Raw genomic sequence first — 26075 nt, 5'->3', positions numbered from 1 at the left:
GTGACTGTAATCGCTTTCATGAAAGAAAATTACGTAAGGATTACATTTGAGATTTTAGCGGAAACGTGATGTGTAATGCAAAAAATGCCGCTCGAAAGCGGCATGAGGGAAGGGAATTAATGAACCTGCGGGTCGGCCGGGGAGGCGTTATTGCGGATCTCCGCAATATCCATCGCGTTAAACAGATAGTGATTGCCGCAGTAATCGCAGTGCATGTCGATTTCACCTTCTTCGGCAATAATGCTGTCCACTTCTTCATCCGGCAGCGTTTTCAACGCCCCAGCGCAGCGCTCGCGCGAGCAGGTGCATTTAAATTCAACGTCCTGCGGATCGTACAGCGTGACCTCTTCTTCATGGTACAGACGCCATAACACATCTTCTGCCGCCAGGGAGAACAGCTCTTCCGCTTTTACCGTTTCGGTCAGCACCGCCAGGTGTTCGAAGTCATTGGCCTGGGTTTCCTGTGCGGGCAGCACCTGCAGTAGCATACCGCCAGCCGCCGGTTGGCCATCCACTTCACCCGTGCGGATGAACAGGCGGGTCGGCAACTGTTCTGAACGCATAAAGTAATCTTCCAGGCACGCCGCCAGCGTATCGCCTTCGAGACCTACCACGCCCTGATAACGCTCGCCCTCTTCCGGCGTAATGGTGATCACCAGATAGCCGTTACCCACCAGCGTTTTCAGATCGGCATCGGCCGGGACATCGCCCTGCACGCGGGCAACGCCGCGCATTTGCTGGCGGTTATTGCCGTTGATCACCGCAAGATTCATCGGGCCGTCGCCCTGCAACTGCACGGTAATATCGCCGGCAAATTTCAGGGTGGCGGTCAGCAGGCTGGTCGCAACCAACAATTCACCGAGCAGCGTTTTTACCGGCAGCGGATAGTTATGGTTTTCCAGCACCTGCTTCCAGGTGTTGGAAACAGTCACCAGTTCGCCGCGCACGGCATAATTTTCAAACAGATAGCGGTGTAATTGGTCTTGATTGGCCATGATTATCTCTCTTGCAGGTGCGCGTTACTCGCTGCCACCAGATTTAAATTTCAGCAGATCGCGGCGCTCTTTTTTGTCCGGTCGGCGATCGGGGTGCGGCATTGTAAGCGCGTTCAGCTTACGCGCCAGCGCCATTTTTTCACGTTTCTCAATACTTTCAGCCGTCTCTTCATACAGCTCAACGGCTTCGGTTGCCGGACGGCGCTGATCCGTAATGCCTTTGACGACCACAGTACGTGCGTCGTTTCCCTGGCGCAGCGTGAGCGTGGCATTCAGCTCGACGATTTTACTCGGCTTGCTGCGCTGACCGTTGTAATGCACTTTGCCGCCTTCAATCATCTCGCGGGCGAGGGCGCGAGTTTTATAAAAACGCGCCACCCACAGCCACTTATCCAGACGGACTTCTTGCGCGGGCTGCTGTTTCATCACATCTCCTTGAGAAGTGAGGGGATCAGATAACGGTAGTCATTGGTGCCAGGGTGGCGCAGATAGCGTTTATCTGCCAGCCCTGAATCCGGGTTCGTCACGCCAAGGCAGTAACGAATGCCAAAGGTTGCTGCCGCATCGAGAATCGGTTCGCTGTCGTCGATAAACAGCGTCCGTTCGGCGCATAGCCCGGTCTCTTCCGCGACGGCCTGCCACAGGCGCTGATCCTCTTTCGGATAACCAAATGTATGGGTGGAAAGTAATAAATCAAGGTGCGAAGCCAGACCCGTATGCTCAAGCTTGACAGCAAGATTGTGCGGGTGCGCATTGGTCAGCAGAATACGGCGCTTACCGCTTTTTTTCAGCGCATCCAGAAAAGGCACCGTATCTTCGCGCAGCACTGCGCGCGGCCCTTGCTGTGTCGTCATCGCACAAATATCCAGCCCGAGACGTTCGCTCCAGTAATCCAGACAGTACCAGTTTAGCGTATGCTGCACCGCGTGATACTCCTGGCGAAGAACGTTCTGCGCTTCCTCTGGCGTTAGCCCCTGTTGAGCGGCGAAGGTTTCTGGCACCAGTTTTTGCCAGAAAAAGTTATCAAACGCCAGATCAAGCAAAGTGCCGTCCATATCCAGCAGAACGGTATCAACGTCCTGCCATGCAATATCAAGGTGCATTAAAACTCCAGCCAGGGGAAAACGTGCGCGACAGATTAACACAGCTCACGGTGCGGGTGGTTATCAGGTAAGGCTGTCCTGTGTAGGAAGCAGGTGCGGATTCAGGCAGCTTTCGTAATACTGCGTAATCTCTTCGAGGCGCGTACGGTTACGTTGGTAACGACGCAGCGCCAGCACGCTGTTATAGAGGCTGCAAACAACCATGGCAAACAGCAGCAGCGTTGTTCCGGCGTAGCGCCACAAGCCCGTAGCATCCGGCATGCGGTGCAGGCTAATGTGTCGCGTACCGTTGGCATCGGTATAGATGCTGGTAATGATCCCTTCAGCGTGGAACGGCGTCTGCATCAGCATTTGCGCCAGCCGTTGAAACTCGGTCCACTGCTCCTGCGCCGGGTAGTCATACAGCGCGATTGGCGGCCACGGCTGATCCACCAGTTCGTTACCCTCTTCGCTAATAATCAGAAACCCGCCCGGCGCCGGGCTATTCAGTGCCTGTGCGGCACGGGTTGTCTCGCGCAGGATAAAGGGCGCGGTTGAGGTGGTCACCAGATTATCCAGCGATTCGGCGCTCACCGGGCGCAGCAACACGTTAACACCGGTTAGCTTGCCATCGCTGGCGCGTTTGGTCAGCGTATCCCAGTCTTTACTGTTTCCGAGGTTTACCAGTGCATTTTTTAACCTCAAACAATCGTCTTCTGCTGAGCATAAATCTTTTGTTTTCAGTACGATATCGGCAAAATCATCCAGCAAGACCATGCCAGACTTCTGAATAGCTGAGCGTAGCACCGGGCTAACGCGTGAATCATCTTCGGCTGTCGGATGCAGCTGACGGCTCACCGCTTGCGCAAGCGCAGTGGCCCTGGTCACGGTATCCGATTCCGGCAAAGGCAGCGGGGGGGCGTTATTCCAGATAATCTGCGAGCAGTCGAACGGTGTAAATGGCGATATCTGGCGCGATGACCAGTTTTGCGTGTGGATGTTGCACATTCCTGTACCGCTGATCCGCAGCGTATCGCCGATGCGCAACCCGGCGGATTCAAGCTGATTAACGCTACTGGCTTCGATAGTTTGCGCGCCTTTAATCCACGAAACGGTGAATTTGATCGGCATGTCCAGCGGCATCCAAATCAGCAGCATCGCTACTACCACCAGCGAACCGGTGGCGATCACCGCGCTGCGCACCCAGTGCTGCAACGGGAAATTTTTCACTTCGTCATGCAGGGACAAAAAGCGTCCCTGGCGAACAACGTGGCGATCCAGATAAATATCGATATCCGTTTGCTGACCGAGATCGCGGGTGATAAAGGGCTGCCAGTGGCGGGGATAAATCAAATCGATAATCCCCAGAGAGATGTTATTCATCTGCTCCTGATTGTTTTCACCGAACAGCCCCCAGCGCTTTGGCGTACCGCGCAGACAATGAATTTCGCGCAATGTGTTTTTCGCCGGCGGCGCATACAGCCCCCACATTCCCGCAGCGAACAGCATCACGGCGCCGCCCGCCAGCCACGGAACGAAAACCCCCGGCGCCGCCAGACAGAAGAAAAAGAGTAAAAAAGAGGCGCAGATCAACAACGCTTCACGCATACCGTCCGGGCGGCTTAACGCGTACTCTTCCGGTGTTTCGCGGCGAATATTCAGCAGTTCGATCTGTTCTGTCTCTTCGCCACGAATAGCGGAGCGTGCGGAAGAGACACGCTCCAATTCGCCGCTGCGCTCTTCCTGCATATATTCGCTAAGCGTATGGCCGTTTAACGAAATGATCAGCGGCATGGAATCGGTGCGGATCAGCTCAACATTGTTCTCATCGGTAATGTATTGCTCCCAGGAGGGCGGCAGATGCACTTCGACAGAATCGAGATAATAGCGCCATTTGTTGGGAGCATCGGTGGTGATGCCATAACGCGTGATCGAGTGCGCGACAAACAGGACGGTATTGCTGTGAGCATTGAGTTTGATGGAGACCGGCGCAGCCGTAGCGCCCGTTGGGCCTGGCGTATTTTGTATACGGGAAAGCGTGTCCAGATAGCGCTCAACAGCATCGCGCTCCTCTGGCAAGAGTTTACGGCTTGTCGCGCCGGTAAATGCCTGTAAATGAGGCAACCTGTACCGGCGTTGAGACCTGAACCTGAAAATCCATCCAGCGAGGAATGCGCAGGCCAGCATAGCAGCGAAAAAAATCAAAATGGTGCTCATGCTTTCCCCATCTTACTTTTTCTAACAGGTGTAGTCAGTTGCACCCTTCCTGTAAACATTTAATGTGGCTGGCCGCTGTAAGCAAGAAATTACTTGAGAATTTTTAAGCGCATACCATTGCGAGAAAGAATAGCAAAACCACCCAAGCGGGAATATCAGCAAATTCTTAGTTTTAAATCAACCTATTGACTTTTTGGATAAATTGGGGTTGCTTTCGGGGAGGTTACAAGAATGTAAATTAGCGGCGATTGACATTGCCGAAACAGTGCGTAGTGTCGCACAATAACGTAAGTTTCTCTGCAAAGACCGATAATAATGAGCAAATCATTGCAAAAACCCACCATTCTTAACGTAGAAACGGTCGCCTCTTCACGACTTTTTAACGTTGAAAGCGTGGATCTGGAGTTCAGCAACGGTGTGCGCCGTGTTTACGAGCGCATGCGTCCTTCTATGCACGAAGCAGTAATGATTGTGCCGATTGTGGACGAGCACCTGATTCTGATCCGCGAATACGCCGTTGGAACCGAATCTTACGAGCTGGGGTTTTCCAAAGGGCTTATCGATCCCGGTGAGAGTATATACGAAGCGGCGAACCGTGAGTTAAAAGAAGAAGTAGGATTTGGCGCAAAAGAGCTTACTTTCCTGAAAAAACTCAGTATGGCCCCCTCCTATTTCTCCAGCAAGATGAACATTATTGTGGCGGAAGACCTTTATCCGGAGTCGCTGCCGGGCGATGAACCGGAGCCGCTACCGCAGGTGCGCTGGCCGCTGAAGCACTTAATGGATTTGCTGGAAGACCCGGATTTCAATGAAGCCCGCAATGTCAGCGCGCTGTTTTTAGTGCGCGAATGGCTAAAAGGGCAGGGCCGGCTCTGACCGCACAAAATCATAAATAAAAAGGGCGCCGCAGCGCCCTTTTTGCTTTCCTGGGTTCACGCGCTATCAGAACAGCTCGTGCGTTTCCCCGTTATCAATGATCGTCGTGCCCACTTCATGTACTGCTTGCTGCGTCGGCTGAGTTCCTTCTATGAAGTACTCCTGACGGCTGCTGCCACCACTGGCCAACTGCCCGGTGCTACGGTCGATGTTGACGGTGACCACGCCTGGCGGCGGCGTTAACGGATCTTCCGGCACACCGTCCAGCACTGCTTTCATGTAAGCATCCCAGGCTGGCTGGGCGCTTTTCGCACCACCTTCGTAACCGGAAATCTGATCTTTGATCGCGCCGGAAGCAGTGGTTCGCCCCAGATCGCGACGATGATCGTCAAAACCGATCCACACGGAAGTGACAACGCCCGGACCATAACCGGAGAACCAGGCATCTTTCGAGCTGTTGGTGGTACCGGTTTTACCGCCGATATCGTTACGCTTGAGATCGCGTCCCGCGCGCCAGCCCGTACCCTGCCAGCCAGGTTCGCCAAAGATATTGCTGTTCAGCGCGCTTTTAATCAGGAACGACAGCGGCGTACTAATTACATGCGGCGCATACTCTTCGCCGCCGCTGCGCTGAACCAGCGCCTGGTTTGCCTGCTCCAGTTGTGGCTGCGGCACCGAACTGTTTTGCTGCTCCAGTGACGTGGCGACGTTTTCCATATCTTTGTTTTCCAGCACATTAGATTTCGGCGTTTCGCCGTAAATCACCGGAATGTCGCAATCGGCGCAGGCCACTTTCGGGCGCGCTTCAAATAGCACATTGCCCTGATCGTTTTCGATTTTGGTGATGTAGTACGGATCGACCAGGAACCCACCGTTCGCCATCACCGAATAGCCTCTTGCCACCTGCATTGGTGTAAATGAGGCTGAGCCCAGCGCCAGTGATTCGGTATGCACAATGTTTTGTGCCGGGAAACCGAAGCGCTGCAAATACTCTGCGGCATAATCGACGCCCATTGCACGCATCGCTCGTACCATCACTACGTTCTTCGATTGCCCCAGTCCCTGGCGCAGACGGATTGGACCGGCATATTCATCCGGCGAGTTCTTTGGCCGCCAGTCGGAACCTGCACCCACATCCCAGCGGGAAATCGGGGCATCGTTGAGAATACTTGCCAGCGTCAGGCCTTTATCCATCGCAGCTGTGTACAGGAACGGCTTGATGTTCGAACCCACCTGGCGCAGCGCCTGAGTTGCACGGTTAAACTTGCTCTGGTTAAAGTCAAAGCCGCCAACCAGCGCCAGTACCGCGCCATTATGCGGATTGATAGAGACCAGCGCAGAGTTCACATCCGGCACTTGCGCCAGCCACCAGGCGTTATCGACCTGGCGCACCCAAATCTGTTGCCCGGCCTGTACGGCATCCGTCACTTTACGTGGCGTGGCGCCTTGCTGCGTATCTGAGCGGTAAGGGCGAGCCCAACGGATACCGTCCATGCGCAATGAAACCGAGGTGCCATCAGCCATCATCGCTACGGCTTCTTGCGGATTTGCGCTGGTGACGACCGCCGGAGAGAGCGGCCCGTACGTCGGCAGCGTTTTCAGCGAGTCAGTGATTTTTTTACTGTCCCATGCGGCTTCACCGATCTTCCACAACACATTCGACGGACCGCGATAGCCGTGGCGCATGTCGTAATCCATCACATTATTGCGTACGGCATCCTGCGCAGCCTGTTGCACTTTACGCGTAATGGTGGTGTAAACGCGGTAGCCATCCTCATAGGCTTTGTCGCCATAACGGGCGACCATATCCTGACGCACCATCTCGGAAAGATAAGGAGCGGAGAAGGCGATTTCCGGCGCATGGTAGTTTGCGTCTATCGCCTCGCTGCGCGCCTGGTCGGCTTGCTGTTCGGTGATATAGCCTTCACTTTCCATACGCGCCAGCACAACGTTACGACGTGCGGTTGCCCGGTCAAGCGAATAGAGCGGGTTAAAAGTCGATGGCGCTTTCGGTAAACCGGCAATCACCGCCATTTCACTTAGCGTCAGTTGATCGACCGACTTACCAAAATAGACCTGCGCCGCAGCGCCCACGCCATAAGCGCGATAACCGAGGTAGATTTTGTTGAGGTAAAGTTCAAGGATCTCGTCTTTGCTCAACAACTGCTCAATACGGATCGCCAGGAACACCTCTTTGATTTTACGCATCATGGTGCGTTCCGGGCTCAGGAAGAAGTTACGCGCTAACTGCTGCGTAATGGTACTGGCTCCCTGTGATGCATGGCCGGAGAAGAGCGCTACGCTGGCGGCACGGAAAATCCCCACTGGGTCAACACCGTGGTGCTCGTAAAAACGGCTATCTTCAGTCGCGATAAACGCTTTTACCAGTTCTGGCGGGATCTGGCTCAGGGTCAGCGGGATGCGGCGCTTTTCACCATACTGCGCGATCAATTCGCCATCTGCGCTGTACACCTGCATTGGAATCTGTAACCGGACGTCTTTGAGCGTCGCGACGTCGGGTAACTGTGGCTCAATATATTTGTACAGACCGTAAATCGAGCCTGCTCCCAGCAGAATGCAAAAGACTGCAAGGATGAATAAATACTTTACGAACTTCACTGGAGATTTCCCATTAAGAGTCATTTGGGCAGTTTATAAACAACCGCGCGGTAGTATAAAGGCAAGCCTGATTCATTGATATAGCGTCATCCCCGCAGACGATAAGGAGATCGTAACTTATGGCATTCAGGCACTGGCAAATTGGGCTGCATATTCAACAAGATGGAATCTTTATTGTGGCGCTTGCCGCTGCACGTAGCGGTCAGGCTTTACGCCGCTGGTGGCATTTTCCTTTACCTGCCGGAACGATTGTTCAGGGGCGTATTAAAACACCCGAGCCGCTTCTTGCCGCGCTGCGTCCGTGGCGACAATCCTTACCACAACGGCACTGTGTTCGACTGGCCTTTCCCGCCGGACAAACCCTGCAAAAAAAGCTGCCACGCCCGGCTATTGCACTGCGCGAAGAGGCGCTTAATCGCTGGGTATCGCAGGCTATGGCGCGCGAACTGGAAATGGCGGAAAACGAGCTCTGTTTTGACTTTACGGAAGATGAGCCGGGAAAAACCTATGGCGTGACCGCGGCGCAGAATAAAGACGTGGCGGTGCTGCTCGATATGGCGCAGGCCCTCTCGCTGCATCTCTCTTCTATAACGCCCGATGCCAGTGCGTTGCAGGCTTTACTGCCCTGGCTCGCGCCGCCTGCCCGTTGCCTGGTGTGGTGCGACGAACGGCAATGGTTATGGGCAACAAAAGAGAGCTGGGGCCGGCGTGCGCAGGAGGATGCCGATAGCGCTGTTCAGTTAGCCAGTGTACTGGGGCTGCCTGCGGATGAAATTGTGCAGTGCAGCGATTTACCCGGCGGCTTTGATTGCTGGAGCGCAGTCCCTTCGCGTCAGCCGCCGTTGCCGACAGCAGGCGATCGCTATGCTGTCGCTCTCGGGCTGGCCGTCGCCAGGGGATATTGATGGCTGGCGTGAATTTTCTGCCCTGGCGGCGATACCGGCGGCAACGCAGCGTGCGTCTCTGGGCGGGCGTTTTTATCGCCAGCCTCCTGCTGACAGGTGGTGTTGGCTTGCTTTGGCGAGCATCGGTAGCTGTCAATCTTCACGGGCGGGTTCTCTGGCAGCAAGCCGATGCGGCGCTGCTGGCCTCGCTGACGGCGGGTGAAAAAACTTTGCTGGCGCGACAAGAGGCGTGGCGCAGGGAGCAGGTTCGCAGGCAGCGGCGGCAGGATACGCAGGTATGGCAGCCCCGCTTGCTTAGCCTGGCCGAAAATCTCCCGCAGAACGTCTGGCTGACGCAACTGCGCTGGCAGCAAAACCAATTGACGCTATCAGGCTTTGCCAGCTCGGTTCGGGCATTAGGTGTGCTTGAGCAGCAACTGCGCAGCATCGCGGGGTTTCAGTTACAACAAACTGGCGCAATGGAGCGGGATGCGCAGGGGCGCTGGCAATTTCACTACCAGCTTAACAAGGAGAACAAGGATGTCCCTGAACGCTGATTTCTGGTTTGCATTATCGCCGTGGCAACGTACAGCATGCTGGCTGCTCAGCGTTTTTTGCGGCCTGCTTTTGATATGGTGGTTAGCCATTTCTCCGCTTAGTGCGGCGCAGGCGCAGTTGATCATTCAGCAAAGCGGTCAACAGGCCGCATTACAGGATCAGTGGCGCGCGCTACGTGCGTTATTCCCGCCGACAGAAAGCGTGCCTTTACCCGCCGCGCAGCCTTTTAGCCCTCTGGATTTTCAGGAAACCAACAGGCAGCTCATCCGCTGGCAGCCAGGGAAAAACGGCGGGGAGCTGGTGCTGGAATCTCGCTGGGAAGCGGTGACGGAAACTTTTGCGCACCTTGCCGGTTGCGGCATGCAGGTTCCGGCATTTTCGCTGGCTGCGGGCGCTGATTTATTGCGTTTTACCCTGCAACTGGAGCATGACGATGATCGCTGAACGCGTGGTTTTTGCCTGTGCGTTATGCCTGTTGCTGAGCGGAATGCGCGACCCCTTCCAGCCGCCGCCGGATACCTGCCAGCTCGCCCAACTGAACCAATGGCAGTTTCGCGGCATGATTCAGGGCAAGCATGCGGTGGGCATATTGCGTGATGCCGGTGAACACTGGCATCGGGTCGCTGCTGGCGAGTTGCTGCCAACAGGCTGGCGCGTTGTTTCTGTCACCGTGGATGAGCTGCACATTTCCACGGGTAAAGATTGCATCCCGGCGCAGTGGCGCTGGAAACGAGAAGGAACTCAGAATGAAAAAATGGATAACGGGCCTCGTGCTCTTCGCCCTGCCTTACGCCAGCACAGCGACAACGCAGCTCGTCACGCTGACCGTTGATGATGTGCCGGTTGTACAGGTGCTACAGACGCTGGCCGCGATTGAAAAGCAAAATCTGGTGATCCAGAAAGACGTCAGCGGCACGCTGTCGCTGCACTTAACCGATGTCCCCTGGCGGCAGGCACTGCAAATCGTGGCGGAAAGCGCCGGGTTAACGCTCAGTCAGAAAGGGACAATCTGGCAGGTTCACTCCGCGTCGTGGCAGCAACAAAAACAGGCGGAACAGGATGCCCGGCAGGCCCGACAAAAACAGAATGCCCCGCTGCAAACGCGCAGTATCGTGTTGCGTTATGCGGACGCCGAAGAACTGGCAAAAGCGGGAGGGAAACTGCTTAGCCCGCAAGGCGCGATAACCGTAGACTCGCGGCTTAATCGCTTGCTGATCCGGGATAATAAAGAGGGGCTGGCAACACTCGAAAAATGGGTGGCGCAAATGGATTTACCGGTCGAACAGGTTGAGCTGGCGGCGCATATTGTCACCATCAATGAAAAAAGCCTGCGCGAGCTGGGTGTGAAATGGGGGCTGGCGCAGAGTGCCGAAACAGCGCGGGGGCAGATAAACGCATTATCTGCGGATCTCTCCGTTCCCGATGCCAGTACGCGCGTGGGGTTCAATATCGGCAGTATTAATGCCCGCTTGCTCGATCTGGAACTTTCTGCGCTGGAGCAAAAGCAGCAGTTGGAGATTATCGCCAGTCCACGTCTGCTGGCTTCACACCGACAGCCTGCCAGCATCAAACAGGGGAGCGAAATTCCTTATCAGGTTGCCAACGGCGAAAATAATACCTCGGTCGAATTTCGCGAGGCTGTGTTGGGGATGGAAGTGACGCCAACTGTGCTGCCTGATAAACGCGTTCGCCTGAAGTTGCGTATCAGTCAGAATATGCCTGGCCAGGTGTTGCAACAGTCAGGAGGCGAAGCCCTGGCGATTGATAAACAGGAAATTGAAACGCTGGTGGAGGTAAAAAGTGGCGACACGCTGGCGCTTGGCGGAATTTTTTCGCAAAAGCGCACCACGGATAAAAACCAAATTCCGGGGCTTGGGTCTCTGCCTGGTATTGGTCAGCTATTCCGTCAGGATGGGAAGGATAGTGAACGGCGAGAGCTGGTCGTATTTATTACCCCCAGGTTGGCTGCGGTACATTAAACCTGCCGTAATCCCCCTTTTTCTTCGGAACTTGGTCCAGGTGTTTGACGTGAGAGATGATTTAGCTTACAAGGAGTACCGATTTGAGCGTCAGTGGTCTCCGTCGTATAGCAAGCAGCGTGAAGGATAACGTGTTTATTCAGTTGCCAAACAAGCCGGAGTACTGAGATAATTTTCGATCTGACTCTCGCACTATCGCATATGAGGTTTCAGTTCATGTCCTGCTACGCTAGGTATCTGCGAAGCGGGTTTATCATCAACGAATAGTCTTAGTAGTACCGAAAAAATGGCAGAGAAACGCAATATCTTTCTGGTTGGGCCTATGGGTGCCGGCAAAAGCACTATTGGGCGTCAGTTAGCTCAACAACTCAATATGGAATTTTACGATTCTGATCAAGAGATTGAGAAACGAACCGGAGCTGATGTGGGCTGGGTCTTCGATGTTGAAGGTGAAGAAGGCTTCCGCGATCGCGAAGAAAAAATCATCAATGAGCTGACGGAAAAACAGGGCATCGTTCTGGCGACTGGCGGTGGTTCTGTGAAATCTCGCGAAACCCGTAATCGTCTCTCCGCCCGTGGCGTAGTGGTGTATCTGGAAACCACTATCGAAAAGCAATTGGCTCGCACTCAACGTGATAAAAAACGCCCGCTTTTGCAAGTGGACGCGCCACCGCGTGAAGTACTGGAAGCACTGGCTGACGAACGCAATCCTCTGTACGAAGAGATTGCAGACGTGACCATTCGCACCGACGACCAGAGCGCTAAAGTGGTCGCAAACCAGATTATCCATATGCTGGAAAGCAACTAATTCTGGCTTAATACACAGGCCTGCGGGTTTAAGCAACTAAGGTGGATGTCGCGTCATGGAGAGGATCACAGTCACTCTCGGGGAACGTAGTTACCCCATCACCATCGCGGCTGGTTTGTTTAACGATCCAGCTTTCTTCTCGCCCCTGAAGTCTGGTGATCAGGTGATGCTGGTCACTAATGAAACACTGGCTCCGCTCTATCTTGATAAGGTTCGCCACGTTCTTGAACAGGCTGGCGTGAAGGTCGATAGCGTGATTCTTCCCGACGGCGAGCAATACAAAAGCCTGGCGGTGATGGATACCGTATTTACTGCTTTGTTGCAAAAACCACACGGGCGTGACACGACGCTGGTTGCCCTGGGCGGCGGCGTAATCGGTGATTTAACCGGTTTTGCAGCGGCCAGCTATCAGCGCGGCGTACGCTTTATTCAGGTTCCAACCACGCTTCTGTCTCAGGTTGACTCCTCCGTTGGCGGTAAAACGGCGGTAAACCATCCCCTTGGCAAAAACATGATCGGCGCGTTCTACCAGCCGGCGTCTGTCGTTGTTGACCTTGATTGCCTCGCAACCCTTCCCGCCCGTGAGCTCTCCTCCGGTCTCGCGGAAGTGATCAAATACGGCATTATTCTTGACGGTGAGTTCTTTGACTGGCTGGAACAGAATATGGATGCGCTTTTGCGTCTCGACGGCCCTGCGATGGCATACTGCATTCGGCGTTGTTGTGAGCTGAAAGCCGAAGTTGTCGCTGCCGATGAGCGGGAAACCGGCTTACGTGCTTTACTGAATCTGGGGCATACCTTCGGCCATGCTATCGAAGCAGAAATGGGCTACGGTAACTGGCTGCACGGCGAAGCTGTCGCGGCTGGCATGGTGATGGCGGCACATGCTTCTGAGCGTCTTGGCCAGTTCAGCAAAGCAGACACGCAGCGTATAAAAACGCTGCTCAAACGTGCAGGCCTGCCAGTTCAGGGGCCGCATGAAATGGCGGCGGAAGCCTATCTGCCACATATGATGCGCGATAAAAAAGTGCTGGCGGGGGAAATGCGCTTAGTGCTCCCGTTAGCCATAGGGAAGAGCGAAGTTCGCGGCGGAGTGTCGCACGACGTAGTACTTGGCGCTATTGCTGATTGCCAGCAGGCGTAACTATTAGAAAGGTCAGGTCACCTGTTGCGTGACGTTTAACTTCGGGCGCTATGCATGTCGTGGCATACGCCTTTGTGTGGGGTGTTAAATGGATGAATACAAACCAGAAGACGAGCTGAAAACCGATCCCAGCGATCGTCGTACTGGTCGTTCTCGTCAATCTTCCGATCGTGTCGATGAACCGCAGATCAATTTCGATGATATTGATCTCGATGCCGACGACCGCCGTCCTTCGCGTACCCGCCGGGCGCGTGATGAGCGCGAAGAAGAGGGCTACGACGAAGAAGAAGATGCTCTGGACGAAGAGCGTGAAGAACGTCGTCCGCGCAAGCGTAAGAAAGCGGCTGCCGCGAAACCTGCTTCGCGCCAGTACATAATGATGGGCATTGGCGTTCTGGTGCTACTGTTGCTCATTATCGGTATCGGTTCTGCGTTGAAATCCCCTGCGCCCTCCACGGCCAATGAACAGAATGCTCCGGCAGAGAAGAATATCGATCTCTCCGGTAACAATGGCAGTGCGGACAGCTCCGCCGCCGCGAACCAGGCGAATAACGCACAGCCCGCTGCCGGTACATCACCTGCCCAGCAACCTGCTGGCAATGCGCCAGCGCCGCAGGATGTCACCTTACCGCCGATCTCCTCGACGCCATCTCAGGGTGAATCGCCTGCAACGCCTGCGGGTCAGCAGCGTGTGGAAGTTCAGGGCGATCTGAACACCGCGCTGTCGCAGCCGCAAAGCCAGTCGCAGATTGACAATGCGGTAAGCTCCACGTTGCCAACAGAACCTGCAACGGTAGCGCCGGTGCATAACGGCAACGCGCGGCAGACGACAGAAAGTCATTCGGCGGCAACGCGTCCAGAGCGTAAACAGATGGTGATTGAGCCGAAACCGGTCGTTAAAGCGCCGGTCGCGAAAGCCGAGTCAAAACCGGTTGCCCAGCCGCCAAAACGCACTGAAACTGCGGTAACCGCGCCGGTGAAAGCACCCGCGACAACGACAACGGCCGCGACTGCTGCGCCGGTACAACAGCCGAAGGCCGCCGCGCCGGCAGCCACTGCCGTACCTGCTGCAAGCAGCGCAGTCTCTACCGGGAATGTTGGCGCGCTGAAATCGGCTCCGGGCAGCCACTACACGCTGCAACTGAGCAGTTCCTCGAATTACAGCAATCTGAATTCGTGGGCGAAGAAAGAAAATCTGAAAAACTTCGTGGTTTATCAGACGACGCGTAACGGCCAGCCGTGGTATGTGCTGGTAAGCGGCGTGTATGCATCAAAAGATGATGCAAAACGCGCAGTTGCTACGCTTCCCGCTGATGTACAGGCGAAAAACCCGTGGGCTAAGCCGCTGCATCAGGTTCAGGCCGATCTGAAGTAATGTTTAAAGCGCAGGATGCTGTCGGAGCTTTCTCCACAGCCGGAGAGAGTGTAAGTAATCAGTCAGCATGAAAAAGAATCGCGCTTTTTTGAAATGGGCAGGGGGGAAATACCCCCTGCTGGACGATATCGGAAGGCATCTGCCAAAGGGTGAATGCCTGATCGAGCCGTTCGTCGGCGCGGGTTCGGTGTTTCTTAACACTTCGTTCTCCCGCTACATCCTCGCTGATATCAACAGCGATTTGATTAGCCTCTATAACATCGTCAAAGACCGCCCTGATGAATACGTTCAGCATGCGCGGGAATTGTTCATGCCTGCGACGAACCAGTCGGTGATTTACTATCAGTTGCGCGAGGAATTTAACCAATGCCAGGATCCGTTCCGGCGCGCGATACTGTTTTTGTACCTCAACCGACATGGTTATAACGGCCTGTGCCGTTATAATCTGCGCGGCGAATTTAATGTGCCGTTCGGTCGCTATAAGAAACCCTATTTTCCGGAAGCGGAGTTGTATCACTTCGCGGAAAAAGCGCAGAATGCCTTTTTTTACTGCGAATCCTACGCCGAGAGCATGGCGCGCGCTGACGCGAATTCAGTCGTCTACTGCGATCCGCCTTATGCCCCGCTTTCTGCAACGGCAAACTTTACGGCGTACCACACAAACAGCTTCAGTCTGGAGCAGCAGGCGCACCTTGCCGCCATTGCCGAGAATCTGGTGCAGAACCGGATCCCGGTATTGATTTCCAACCACGACACCGCGTTGACACGTGAGTGGTATCATCAGGCAAAATTACATGTGGTGAAAGTGCGCCGCAGCATCAGCAGTAACGGCGGCACACGTAAAAAGGTGGATGAATTGCTGGCGCTCTACCGACCGGCGACACCTTAACTCGCTTTCGCCGCGTTGCCAGACCCTATTTTCTCAAGGAGATGCGGATGAAACAGTATTTGATTGCCCCTTCGATTTTATCGGCTGACTTTGCTCGTCTGGGCGAAGACACTGCCAACGCGCTGGCCGCTGGCGGTGACGTTGTCCACTTCGATGTGATGGACAACCATTATGTACCGAACCTGACTATCGGGCCGATGGTGCTTAAAGCGCTGCGCAACTACGGCATCACCGCGCCTATCGACGTGCATTTGATGGTGAAACCGGTTGACCGCCTGGTGCCGGATTTCGCCGCCGCAGGCGCGAGCATCATTACCTTTCATCCCGAAGCTTCCGAGCATGTTGACCGCACACTGCAACTGATCAAAGAGCAGGGTTGTAAAGCGGGGCTGGTGTTTAACCCGGCGACGCCGCTGAGCTACCTGGATTATGTGATGGACAAGCTGGATGTGATCCTGCTGATGTCGGTGAACCCCGGTTTTGGTGGTCAGTCCTTTATTCCGCATACGCTGGATAAACTGCGCGAAGTTCGCCGCCGCATTGATGCTTCCGGTTTTGATATTCGTCTGGAAGTTGATGGCGGGGTTAAAGCCAGCAATATCGGCGAGATTGCCGCCGCTGGTGCGGATATGTTCGTGGCGGGTTCAGCGATTTTTGATAAGCCGGATTACAAACAGGTTATTGATGAAATGCGTAGCGAACTGGCGAAGGTAAGTCATGGATAAATTGCAGTCGATTCAAGGTGTGGCTTTCGATCTGGATGGCACGCTGGTGGATAGCGCGCCGGGGTTAACAGCCGCCGTAGACAGCGCGTTGTATGCGCTGGAACTCCCTCAGGCCGGTGAAGCGCGCGTGGTGACCTGGATTGGTAACGGCGCGGATGTGCTGATGGAGCGCGCATTCAACTGGTCGCGCCAGGAACGTGCTATTCAGCGTGCGGCGCAGGGCAAGCCAGACATTGAAGATCACGTTCCGCAGGAAGAGCAGATTCGCATGCTGCGAAAGCTGTTTAACCGTTATTACGAAGAGACGGTGGAAGAGGGTAGTTTTCTGTTCCCGGACGTGGCAGACACCCTGGCTGCACTGCACGCTAAAGGCCTGCCGCTGGCGCTGGTAACCAACAAACCGACGCCGTTTGTCGCTCCGCTGCTGGAAGCGCTTGATATCGCACAATTCTTCTCGTTTGTCGTCGGCGGCGACGATGTGGTGAACAAAAAGCCGCACCCGGAACCGTTGCTTCTGGTGTGTAAAAAGCTCAATATTCAGCCTCACGAGCTACTTTTCGTGGGTGATTCGCGTAACGATATCCTGGCGGCGAAAGCGGCAGGCAGCGTTTCTGTAGGCCTGACTTACGGTTATAACTACGGCGAAGCGATCACCCTGAGCGAACCAGACCTCGTCTTTGATCACTTTAAGGACTTACTGCCCGCATTTGGGCTTTCGCATATTGAACATCAGGAAATGAAAAATGACTAAGCCCATCGTCTTTAGTGGCGCACAGCCCTCAGGTGAACTAACCATTGGCAACTATATGGGTGCGCTGCGTCAGTGGGTAAACATGCAGGACGACTACCACTGTATTTATTGTATCGTTGACCAGCACGCGATTACCGTGCGTCAGGACCCGCAGGCGCTGCGTAAAGCGACGCTGGATACACTGGCGCTGTATCTGGCCTGTGGTATTGATCCGCAGAAAAGTACCATTTTCGTTCAGTCGCATGTGACTGAACATGCCCAGTTGGGCTGGGCGCTGAACTGCTACACCTATTTTGGTGAGCTGAGCCGTATGACGCAGTTTAAAGACAAATCCGCTCGCTATGCGGAAAACATCAACGCCGGTCTGTTTGATTATCCGGTACTGATGGCGGCGGATATTTTGCTGTATCAGACCAATCAGGTGCCGGTTGGGGAAGATCAGAAGCAGCATCTGGAACTGAGCCGCGATATCGCTCAGCGTTTTAACACCATCTACGGCGATATCTTTAAAGTGCCGGAGCCGTTCATTCCGAAATCCGGTGCGCGCGTGATGTCGCTGCTGGAGCCGACGAAGAAAATGTCCAAGTCGGACGATAACCGTAATAACGTGATTGGCCTGCTGGAAGATCCGAAATCCGTGGTGAAGAAAATCAAACGCGCGGTGACCGATTCCGACGAGCCGCCGGTTGTGCGTTATGATATCGCCAACAAAGCGGGCGTTTCCAACCTGCTGGATATTCTCTCTGCCGTCACCGGCCAGAGCATTCCTGAGCTGGAACAGCACTTCGAAGGCAAAATGTATGGCCATCTGAAAGGCGAAGTGGCGGAAGCGGTTTCCGGCATGCTGACCGAGTTGCAGGAGCGTTATCATCGCTATCGCAATGACGAAGCCTTCCTGCAGCAAGTGATGAAAGAGGGGGCTGAGAAAGCCAGCGCGCGCGCCTCTGAAACGCTGAAAAAAGTCTACGAAGCGATTGGCTTTGTCGCCAAACCGTAATTGATAATTGCCGGATGAGCGAAACCGCCATCCGGCAATTTATTTCAAAACCACTTCAGCTTATCGCGTAGCGCCACGACGCGACCCACAATAATCAGCGCCGGGCTTTCCACCTGCTGCGCCAGTTCGCCGAGTTGCGATAAATCACCTCTCACCACACGCTGCTGCACCGAGGTGCCGTTCTCCACCAGCGCCACCGGCATATCGGTCTGCATGCCGTGCTCAATGAGTTGCGCCTGAATGGTGGCGGCCTGATTTAAGCCCATATAAAACACCAGCGTCTGTTTTTCTGCCGCCAGGTTGGCCCAGTCCAGCTCGCTGCCGGTTTTCAGGTGACCTGTAACCAGCCGTACACTTTGTGCATAATCGCGGTGCGTCAGGGGAATGCCTGAATAGGCCGAACAGCCAGATGCCGCGGTAATCCCCGGTACAACGGAGAAAGGAATTCCTGCATGGCACAGAGTTTCCAGCTCTTCGCCGCCGCGGCCGAAAATAAACGGATCGCCGCCTTTCAAACGCACAACGCGTTTGCCCTGCTTCGCTTCGCGCAGCAGGATCTGGTTGATCTCGTCCTGCGGCACGCAGTGATAACCTGCGCGTTTGCCGACAAAGACACGATCGGCGTCGCGGCGCACCAGATTCATGATCTCATCGGAAACCAGACGATCGTAGACCACCACATCGGCCTGCTGGATCTGCTGCAAACCTTTCAACGTCAGTAATCCGGCATCGCCAGGGCCCGCGCCCACCAGCACCACTTCGCCGCGGTTATCCAGCGGTTCGGCCAGTAGCTGTTCGGTGATTTTCTCTACCGCCGACGTGTTCTGGTTTGCCAGAGATTGCGCCAGCCGGTCGTTAACAAACAGTTTTTCCCAGAAGCGGCGGCGTTCGCCGACGCTGGCGAACTGGCGCTTTACACGACTGCGTAGCTTACCGGCAAAGTGGGCAACATGGCCGAGATGCTGCGGCAGCAGCGATTCCAGCTTCTCACGCAGCAAGCGCGCCAGCACCGGCGAAGTGCCGCCGGAGGAGACGGCCACCATCAGCGGTGAGCGGTCAATAATTGACGGCATGATAAAACTCGCCTGCGTGGGAGCATCGACCACATTGCAGAAGATGCGGCGCGCTTCAGCCGCAGTGCTGACCTGCTGGTTAACGGCTTCGTTGTCCGTGGCGGCGATCGCCAGCCAGCAATCGTCAAGCAACGTCTCTTCGAATGCGCCTTCCGCCAGCGTCAGCATGCCTTCCGCCGCCCAGACGGTAAACTGCGGCGTAAACGCGAGTGCGTTAACGGTCAGCCGGGCGCCTGCGTCCATCAGCAGCCGGGCTTTGCGTTCGGCGACATCGCCGCCGCCAACCAGCAGGCATGCGCGATCGCGTAATTGACAGAAAATGGGCAAATGATCCACGACATTACCTCGGTATTGTTGTTGTTCGACGTAGCATACCAGCAAGAGAACTGCGGAAGTTAAGGGAATCTTGAAGGCGCGGGAGCGTTGCGCTCCCGCTGGAGAGTCAGGCTTTGATCTGGACTTCGCCCTCTTTTACTCGCGCGTCGAAATGCGCGACAGAACGGCTTTCATCCTCCATGCATAAGCCATCGCGCAGGCGGAAACGCTGTTTTTTCAGCGGGCTTGCCACCCACAGATCGCCCTGATGTTCGGCGATAATCCCACGAGAGAGCACACTGGCTTCAAAGAAGGGATCGATATTACTGATGGCAAAAACCTGATCGTCATGGCGCGGGCGGAAAACGGCGACTTGTTTGCCGTTTACCAGCGCACAGACGCCGGTGGCAGGCACAATGTCATCGATTTTGCAGATAGTGTTCCACTGGCTCATGCGTTTTCCTCCACTAATACGACCGGAATACGTTCATAGGGCGTTGCCGGGCGATGTTGTTCGCGTTCCGGCACCACTTGCACATTCGGGTCGCGGCGATCGCTGTTGATAAAGTGTTTGAAGCGCGTTTGGGCAGCAGGCGTGTTCACGGTTTCTGTCCATTCGCAAATGACCGCTTCACGCAGGCGGGTCATCTCTTCTTCCAGTTGCGCGTCAAAGCCCAGCTTGTCATCGATGATCACGCTTTTCAGGTACTCAATGCCGCCTTCCATGCTCTCCAGCCAGGAGGCGGTACGGGTGAGTTTGTCGGCGGTGCGGATGTAAAACATCATAAAGCGATCGAGGTAGTGCAGCAGGGTTTCGCGGTCGAGATCGGCTGCCAGCAGATCCGCATGGCGAGGTTTCATACCGCCGTTACCGCAAACATACAGGTTCCAGCCCTTTTCGGTGGCGATAATGCCGACATCTTTCCCCTGCGCTTCCGCACATTCGCGGGTGCAACCGGAAACGCCGAATTTCATTTTGTGCGGCGTACGGATGCCTTTGTAGCGATTCTCCAGTTCGACGCCAAAGCCAACGCTGTCGCCAACGCCGTAGCGGCACCAGGTAGAGCCGACGCAGGTTTTCGCCATACGTAATGCTTTAGCGTACGCGTGGCCCGTTTCGAAACCGGCGTCGATAAGCTGACGCCAGATTTCCGGCAGATCGTCTTTTTGCGCACCGAACAGACCAATACGCTGCGAACCGGTGATTTTGGTGTACAGGTTGAATTCACGGGCAATACGGCCCACTTCCATCAACCCTTCCGGCGTGATTTCGCCGCCTGCGGAACGCGGGATCACCGAATACGTACCGTCTTTCTGGATATTGGCGAGGAAGTTGTCGTTGGTGTCCTGCAACGGCGTATGTTGCGGTTTCAGGATGTACTCATTCCAGCAGGAAGCGAGCAGCGAACCAATGGTCGGTTTACACACTTCGCAGCCGTAGCCTTTACCGTATTTCGCCAACAACTCGTCGAAGGATTTAATCCCTTCCACGCGGATCAGGTGATACAGCTCCTGGCGCGAGTAGGCAAAATGCTCGCACAGATTGTTGGTGACCTCGATACCCTGTTTTGCCAGCTCTGCGTTCAGCACTTGCGTCACCAGCGGGATACAACCGCCGCAGCCGGTACCGGCTTTGGTTTCGGCCTTCAGCGCAGCAACGGTGTGACAACCTTTATTGATGGCGGCGATCAGCGTGCCTTTGGTCACGTCGAAGCAGGAGCAGATTTGCGCGCTGTCCGGCAGCTTATCGACGCCGATGGACGGTTTGCCGCTTGAGGCATGCGCAGGCAGGATCAGCGCATCCGGATTCTCTGGCAGTTCGATGGCGTTGAGCACCAGTTGCAGCAGGTTGCCGAAATCGCTGGTGTCGCCCACCAGCACCGCGCCGAGCAGGGTTTTGTTATCCGGGCTGACGATCAGACGCTTGTAAACCTCTTTGCTTTCGTCGAGATAAACATAGCTGCGTGCGCCCGGCGTACGACCATGTGCATCGCCAATACCGCCGACATCGACACCGAGCAACTTCAGTTTGGCGCTGAGATCTGCGCCTTCAAAGGCGTTTTGCGTACCCAGAATATGATCTACTGCGACCTGCGCCATTTTATAACCCGGCGCGACCAGGCCATACACGCGGTTATTCCAGCTGGCGCATTCGCCGATGGCGTAGATGTTCGGATCGGAGGTCTGGCAGTGATCGTTGATCATGATACCGCCACGTTGCGCCACTTCCAGGCCGCACTGAGTCGCCAGCTTGTCGCGCGGGCGGATACCGGTTGAGAAGACGATAAAGTCCACTTCCAGCTCGCTGCCGTCGGCAAAGCGCATGGTTTTGCGCGCTTCGCTGCCTTCCTGCACGATCTCTTTGGTGTTTTTGCTGGTGTGAACGCGCACGCCCATGCTTTCGATTTTACGCTTCAGCTGTTCGCCGCCCATCTGGTCGAGCTGCTCGGCCATCAGCATCGGGGCGAATTCGATCACATGCGTTTCGACGCCGAGGTTTTTCAGCGCGCCAGCGGCTTCCAGGCCCAGCAGGCCGCCGCCGACCACCGCGCCACGACGGCTACGGCGCGCGCAAGCTTCAATGGCATTCAAATCTTCAATGGTGCGGTAGACGAAGCAGTCCTGCGTTTCGGAACCTTTGATCGGCGGGATCCACGGATAGGAGCCAGTCGCCATGATCAGCCTGTCGTAATAGACCGTGCGCCCGGCGCTGGAGTGGATCACTTTTTCCTGCCGATTGATCGTGATGGCGCGTTCGCCTACCAGCACTTTTACACCGTGTTTTTCGTAAAAGCCTTCGCGAACCAGCGACAACTCTTCGGCAGTATGATGAGAAAAATAGGAAGAGAGATGGACGCGGTCGTAGGCTTTACGCGGCTCTTCACAAAAGACAGTAATATCGAACTGAGCGGCGTCGGTTTTATCGAGGAGATCCTCAATAAAGCGGTGGCCGACCATGCCGTTACCGATAATAGCGAGTTTGACTTTGCTCATTTTTGCCTCGATTTCTTTTCTATTACCTCCTACCTTAACGATTCAGCCCCCCCACTTATTGATGTGCATCAAATACATCTTCGCCTACCACTTAATGAGTAGCTTATTGATTTTTCTTAGTTTTTATAAGTTATGGATATCAATGGCTTTTATGGTTTGCGTTAAATGTGTGCAAAAAAAGCGGGTTTTTGCTCGCGTCTCTGATACAAGATATCTGACGAAAACACGGAGGCATGCTATGTCGGCAACACCGCTTTGGTTGATTCAGAATGTGCATTTACCCGATCGTGAAGGGCTGTGGCAAATCGCCATCGAGCAGGGGCGCTTTGGCGAAATTACGCCGATGGGCGCAATGCACAGCGATAGCCTCGAAGTATTGAATGCCCGTGGCGGCCTGGCGCTGCCGCCGTTTATCGAACCGCATATCCACCTTGATACCACGCAAACCGCCGGTGAGCCGAACTGGAACCAGTCCGGTACGCTGTTTGAGGGGATTGAACGCTGGGCGGAACGCAAGGCGCTGCTTAGCCATGAGGATGTGAAAGCACGCGCCTGGCAGACGCTGAAGTGGCAAATGGCCAATGGCGTGCAGCATGTGCGCACCCATGTTGATGTCTCCGATCCCTCCCTGACTGCGCTGAAAGCGATGCTGGAAGTGAAAGCGGAAGTCGCGCCGTGGATCGATTTGCAGATTGTTGCGTTTCCCCAGGAAGGCATTCTCTCTTACCCCAATGGTGCGGAGTTGCTGGAAGAGGCGTTACGTCTGGGCGCCGATGTGGTTGGCGCGATCCCGCATTTTGAGTTTACCCGCGAGTACGGCGTGGAATCGCTGCACATTGCCTTTGCACTGGCGCAAAAATATGACCGTCCGCTGGATATTCACTGTGATGAAATCGATGATGAGCAGTCGCGTTTTGTCGAGACGGTGGCGGCACTGGCGCTGAAAATGGGCATCGGCCCGCGTGTGACGGCCAGTCATACCACCGCCATGCACTCTTATAACGGTGCTTACACCTCGCGGCTGTTCCGCCTGCTGAAGCTTTCCGGCATCAACTTTGTCGCCAATCCGCTGGTCAATATTCATCTGCAAGGGCGTTTTGATGATTATCCGAAACGCCGGGGCATCACGCGGGTGAAAGAGCTGCTGGCCGCTGATATCAACGTCTGCTTTGGTCATGATGATGTGTTTGATCCCTGGTATCCGCTCGGTACGGGCAATATGTTGCAGGTGCTGCATATGGGGCTGCATGTCTGCCAGTTGATGGGCTATCAGCAAATTGATCAGGGGCTGCGTTTAATCACCCATAACAGCGCCAGAACTTTCGGTCTGACGCAGTACGGTATCGTCCCCGGCAACCCGGCCAATATGATTATTTTGCCGGTGGAAAACGGGTTTGATGCTGTGCGTTGCCAGGCACCGGTGAGATGGTCTATTCGCCAGGGGCGAGTGATTGCCAGTACGCAGCCTGCGCAAAGTTGGGTGAAGATGGACAGCGGCGGTGAAGAGGTGCAGTTCAGCCGTTATCACGCACGATAACCTGCGGCGTCAGGCCGTATTCTTGCGGTTGTGAGCGGTCTGATGTTACATATGTTTCCAAATACGTAAAATTAAGTAAAAGGCTGGCCTGCTGGCTGACGGCTCTTTAGAATCAAGCCACTCGCTTTCTTTACTGCACTTCGTTAAGGAAACCCTATGGTTAAATCGACTCTGGCGGCTGTTGTGGCTGTGTTTGCCCTTTCTGCTCTTTCCCCTGTTGCGATGGCGGCAAAAGGCGACCCGCATGTTCTGCTCACCACCTCCGCAGGTAATATCGAACTGGAGCTGAACAACCAGAAAGCCCCTGTGTCGGTGAAAAACTTCCTTGATTACGTTAACAACGGTTTCTACAACAACACGACGTTTCATCGTGTGATCCCGGGGTTCATGGTGCAGGGCGGTGGTTTCAACGAGCAGATGCAGCAAAAACAGCCTAACCCGCCGATCAAAAACGAAGCTGACAACGGCCTGCGTAACACGCGCGGCACCATTGCGATGGCGCGTACTGCGGATAAAGACAGCGCCACCAGCCAGTTCTTCATCAACGTTGCGGATAACGCTTTCCTCGACCACGGCCAGCGTGATTTCGGCTATGCGGTATTCGGTAAAGTTGTAAAAGGGATGGATGTGGCGGATAAAATTTCTCAGGTGCCCACGCACGATGTTGGCCCGTACCAGAATGTCCCGTCAAAACCGGTTGTTATCCTTTCCGCAAAAGTGCTGCCGTAACACGCCTTTCGCACGGGTTTTTCGCCCGTGCTTAGCTCGCTTCCCTGCGTAACGTTAAATTGCTGCTTATAATTTGGGCAACTACATGTGCAAACAGGGAGGCGCTATGCCGAAAAAACTCACCGACAGGCAAAAATCCCGTCTCTGGGAGCGGCAGCGTAATGTTAACTTCCAGGCCAGCCGACGACTGGAAGGCGTTGACAGCGCGCTGGTGACGCTCACCGCCGAAGAAGCCAACATCCGACTTGCAGAACTCCGGAGGCACTATGAGCGATAAATTTGGCGATGGTCGCGATCCTTACCTCTATCCAGGCCTGAATGTGATGCGCAACTTGCTGGGTATTCACCAGGCGCAGCGTCTGGAGCAAGCCGTTTACGAGCTGACGGCATTACGCGCAGCGACGCTCGAACTGGGGCCGCTGGCGCGCGGGCTTCCGCATCTGTGCGCTATTCATCATCACCTTTATCAGGATGTGTTCGACTGGGCCGGAAAGTTCCGGGAAGTGGATATTTACGAGGGCGATACGCGTTTTTGCCATTTCGAATACATCGAAAAAGAGGGCAACGCGCTGATGCAGCAACTGGAAGAGGAGGAGTGGCTGTGCGGCCTGTCTGCGGATACGTTTATTGAACGGCTTGCGCACTACTACTGTGAGATCAATGTGCTGCATCCCTTCCGCCTCGGCAATGGCATTGCACAGCGCATTTTTTTTGAACAGCTTGCGCTGCACGCCGGTTATGTTCTGGACTGGCGCGGTATCGTCCCTGAACGCTGGAGCGCGGCGAACCAGGCCGGAGCGATGGGAGATTTAGATCCGCTATGCGCCATCTTCCGTAAAGTGGTAAGCGAAGCTGTCGAAAGCGAGTAAACTAGCGCGGTTTATTTTACCGAGGCCGCTATGATCCTGCTTATCGACAATTACGACTCCTTCACCTGGAACCTGTATCAATACTTTTGCGAACTGGGCGCAAGGGTGGAGGTGAGGCGTAACGATGAGCTGTCGCTTGAGGATATTGCCGCGCTGGCACCGCAAAAAATCGTTATCTCGCCTGGCCCCTGTACGCCGGATGAGTCCGGTATTTCGCTGGAAGTCATTCGTCATTATGCAGGCAAACTCCCTGTGCTGGGCGTCTGTCTTGGTCATCAGGCGATTGCCCAGGTCTTTGGCGCGACGATTGTCCGTGCGGCAAAAGTGATGCACGGCAAAACATCGCCCATTACCCATAACAACCGCGGTGTGTTTACCGGGCTTAATAATCCGTTAACCGTCACCCGTTACCATTCTTTGGTGATTGACCCGCCTACGCTGCCCGCCTGCTTTGAAGTCACTGCGCGTACGGAAAGCGGGGAAATAATGGGGATTCGCCATCGGCAGTGGGATCTGGAAGGCGTACAGTTTCACCCGGAAAGCATTCTTAGCGAGCAGGGCCATCAATTACTGGAAAACTTCCTCAAACGATGATTTCTGGTTGCCATGCAGTGATTTTTTATGCATATTTTGTGATTATATTTTCATAATCAATGCAA

The 26075-nt window shown here is 54.8% G+C and carries 26 protein-coding genes; 18 read left to right on the top strand and 8 right to left on the bottom strand.

Annotation, left to right across the window (positions count from 1 at the left end; genetic code table 11):
- Positions 1-116 precede the first annotated feature (116 nt).
- From hslO to C0557_RS24015, 4 genes are all read right to left on the bottom strand, one after another.
- Positions 117-995 carry an Hsp33 family molecular chaperone HslO gene (gene hslO / locus C0557_RS24030; protein ID WP_074775917.1) on the bottom strand — a complete coding sequence of 293 codons (879 nt, stop codon included), beginning with the start codon at positions 993-995 and terminating at the stop codon, positions 117-119.
- Positions 996-1019: 24 nt separating this feature from the next.
- Positions 1020-1421 (bottom strand): ribosome-associated heat shock protein Hsp15, encoded by a 402-nt coding sequence (gene hslR / locus C0557_RS24025; RefSeq protein ID WP_208661682.1) that lies wholly within the window; start codon positions 1419-1421, stop codon positions 1020-1022.
- Complete coding sequence (gene yrfG, locus C0557_RS24020) at positions 1421-2098, bottom strand: GMP/IMP nucleotidase (RefSeq protein ID WP_043956289.1); 678 nt, start codon at positions 2096-2098, stop codon at positions 1421-1423. The genes hslR and yrfG overlap by 1 nt, the downstream gene beginning before the upstream one ends.
- 63 nt (positions 2099-2161) lie before the next feature.
- Positions 2162-4294 (bottom strand): intracellular growth attenuator family protein, encoded by a 2133-nt coding sequence (locus tag C0557_RS24015; protein WP_208661680.1) that lies wholly within the window; start codon positions 4292-4294, stop codon positions 2162-2164.
- Positions 4295-4609: 315 nt separating this feature from the next.
- Between C0557_RS24015 and nudE the strand changes: the two genes are divergently transcribed.
- A complete protein-coding gene (gene nudE, locus C0557_RS24010) occupies positions 4610-5170 on the top strand; it encodes an ADP compounds hydrolase NudE (protein WP_074775909.1) in 561 nt (186 codons plus the stop codon).
- Positions 5171-5236: 66 nt separating this feature from the next.
- Here the strand turns inward: nudE and mrcA are convergent, their stop codons facing one another.
- Entirely contained in the window at positions 5237-7789 is a 2553-nt protein-coding gene (gene mrcA / locus C0557_RS24005; protein ID WP_208661678.1) for a peptidoglycan glycosyltransferase/peptidoglycan DD-transpeptidase MrcA, read from the bottom strand.
- Between the two features lie 119 nt (positions 7790-7908).
- On the opposite strand from mrcA, the gene C0557_RS24000 reads away from it, so the two are divergent.
- The 12 genes from C0557_RS24000 to trpS all read left to right on the top strand — a co-directional run bounded on the left by C0557_RS24000 (position 7909) and on the right by trpS (position 17899).
- Positions 7909-8694: a DNA utilization protein HofM gene (locus C0557_RS24000; RefSeq protein WP_208661669.1), complete on the top strand. Its 786-nt coding sequence runs from the start codon at positions 7909-7911 to the stop codon at positions 8692-8694.
- A complete protein-coding gene (locus C0557_RS23995) occupies positions 8694-9230 on the top strand; it encodes a PilN domain-containing protein (protein ID WP_208661667.1) in 537 nt (178 codons plus the stop codon). The genes C0557_RS24000 and C0557_RS23995 overlap by 1 nt, the downstream gene beginning before the upstream one ends.
- Positions 9214-9675, top strand: coding sequence for a hypothetical protein (locus C0557_RS23990; RefSeq protein ID WP_208661664.1), 462 nt, complete (start codon positions 9214-9216; stop codon positions 9673-9675). The genes C0557_RS23995 and C0557_RS23990 overlap by 17 nt, the downstream gene beginning before the upstream one ends.
- Positions 9665-10063, top strand: a complete 399-nt coding sequence (locus C0557_RS23985; RefSeq protein WP_208661662.1) for a HofP DNA utilization family protein — start codon at positions 9665-9667, stop codon at positions 10061-10063. Before C0557_RS23990 ends, C0557_RS23985 begins: the two co-directional genes overlap by 11 nt.
- The gene (gene hofQ, locus C0557_RS23980) at positions 9978-11210 is read left to right on the top strand and encodes a DNA uptake porin HofQ (RefSeq protein WP_208661660.1); all 1233 of its coding nucleotides are present in this window, start codon (positions 9978-9980) and stop codon (positions 11208-11210) included. Before C0557_RS23985 ends, hofQ begins: the two co-directional genes overlap by 86 nt.
- Positions 11211-11496: 286 nt before the next feature.
- Positions 11497-12018 (top strand): shikimate kinase AroK, encoded by a 522-nt coding sequence (gene aroK / locus C0557_RS23975; RefSeq protein WP_002920267.1) that lies wholly within the window; start codon positions 11497-11499, stop codon positions 12016-12018.
- Positions 12019-12073: 55 nt separating this feature from the next.
- On the top strand, positions 12074-13162 hold the full coding sequence (aroB, locus tag C0557_RS23970) for a 3-dehydroquinate synthase (RefSeq protein ID WP_208661659.1): 1089 nt from the start codon (positions 12074-12076) through the stop codon (positions 13160-13162).
- Between the two features lie 88 nt (positions 13163-13250).
- Complete coding sequence (gene damX, locus C0557_RS23965) at positions 13251-14537, top strand: cell division protein DamX (RefSeq protein ID WP_208661657.1); 1287 nt, start codon at positions 13251-13253, stop codon at positions 14535-14537.
- Positions 14538-14604: 67 nt separating this feature from the next.
- Positions 14605-15426: an adenine-specific DNA-methyltransferase gene (gene dam / locus C0557_RS23960; RefSeq protein WP_208661649.1), complete on the top strand. Its 822-nt coding sequence runs from the start codon at positions 14605-14607 to the stop codon at positions 15424-15426.
- Between the two features lie 47 nt (positions 15427-15473).
- Complete coding sequence (rpe, locus tag C0557_RS23955) at positions 15474-16151, top strand: ribulose-phosphate 3-epimerase (protein ID WP_007369757.1); 678 nt, start codon at positions 15474-15476, stop codon at positions 16149-16151.
- Complete coding sequence (gene gph, locus C0557_RS23950; protein WP_208661646.1) at positions 16144-16902, top strand: phosphoglycolate phosphatase; 759 nt, start codon at positions 16144-16146, stop codon at positions 16900-16902. The genes rpe and gph overlap by 8 nt, the downstream gene beginning before the upstream one ends.
- The gene (gene trpS / locus C0557_RS23945) at positions 16895-17899 is read left to right on the top strand and encodes a tryptophan--tRNA ligase (protein ID WP_074775889.1); all 1005 of its coding nucleotides are present in this window, start codon (positions 16895-16897) and stop codon (positions 17897-17899) included. Before gph ends, trpS begins: the two co-directional genes overlap by 8 nt.
- A 44-nt stretch (positions 17900-17943) precedes the next feature.
- Here the strand turns inward: trpS and cysG are convergent, their stop codons facing one another.
- The 3 genes from cysG to nirB form a co-directional block, all read right to left on the bottom strand.
- Positions 17944-19308, bottom strand: coding sequence for a siroheme synthase CysG (cysG, locus tag C0557_RS23940; protein ID WP_208661644.1), 1365 nt, complete (start codon positions 19306-19308; stop codon positions 17944-17946).
- Positions 19309-19414: 106 nt separating this feature from the next.
- Positions 19415-19741, bottom strand: a complete 327-nt coding sequence (gene nirD, locus C0557_RS23935; protein WP_007369761.1) for a nitrite reductase small subunit NirD — start codon at positions 19739-19741, stop codon at positions 19415-19417.
- A complete protein-coding gene (nirB, locus tag C0557_RS23930; protein WP_208661642.1) occupies positions 19738-22281 on the bottom strand; it encodes a nitrite reductase large subunit NirB in 2544 nt (847 codons plus the stop codon). Before nirB ends, nirD begins: the two co-directional genes overlap by 4 nt.
- A 238-nt stretch (positions 22282-22519) precedes the next feature.
- Between nirB and C0557_RS23925 the strand changes: the two genes are divergently transcribed.
- The 5 genes from C0557_RS23925 to pabA all read left to right on the top strand — a co-directional run bounded on the left by C0557_RS23925 (position 22520) and on the right by pabA (position 26010).
- Positions 22520-23818 carry a cytosine deaminase gene (locus C0557_RS23925; RefSeq protein WP_208661640.1) on the top strand — a complete coding sequence of 433 codons (1299 nt, stop codon included), beginning with the start codon at positions 22520-22522 and terminating at the stop codon, positions 23816-23818.
- 156 nt (positions 23819-23974) lie between these two features.
- On the top strand, positions 23975-24547 hold the full coding sequence (ppiA, locus tag C0557_RS23920) for a peptidylprolyl isomerase A (protein ID WP_074775881.1): 573 nt from the start codon (positions 23975-23977) through the stop codon (positions 24545-24547).
- 106 nt (positions 24548-24653) lie between these two features.
- A complete protein-coding gene (locus tag C0557_RS23915; RefSeq protein ID WP_074775879.1) occupies positions 24654-24824 on the top strand; it encodes a YhfG family protein in 171 nt (56 codons plus the stop codon).
- Positions 24814-25416, top strand: a complete 603-nt coding sequence (locus C0557_RS23910; RefSeq protein WP_208661638.1) for a putative adenosine monophosphate-protein transferase Fic — start codon at positions 24814-24816, stop codon at positions 25414-25416. Before C0557_RS23915 ends, C0557_RS23910 begins: the two co-directional genes overlap by 11 nt.
- A gap of 30 nt (positions 25417-25446) precedes the next feature.
- Positions 25447-26010, top strand: coding sequence for an aminodeoxychorismate synthase component 2 (gene pabA / locus C0557_RS23905; protein WP_208661636.1), 564 nt, complete (start codon positions 25447-25449; stop codon positions 26008-26010).
- The last annotated feature ends 65 nt before the right edge of the window (positions 26011-26075 follow it).

Origin of the sequence: Kosakonia sp. MUSA4 (genome assembly GCF_013085925.1) — a bacterium.
GTDB lineage: Bacteria > Pseudomonadota > Gammaproteobacteria > Enterobacterales > Enterobacteriaceae > Kosakonia > Kosakonia sacchari_B.
The sequence above is the reverse complement of the archived record's forward strand: the minus strand, read 5'-3'. Positions and strand labels throughout refer to the sequence as shown.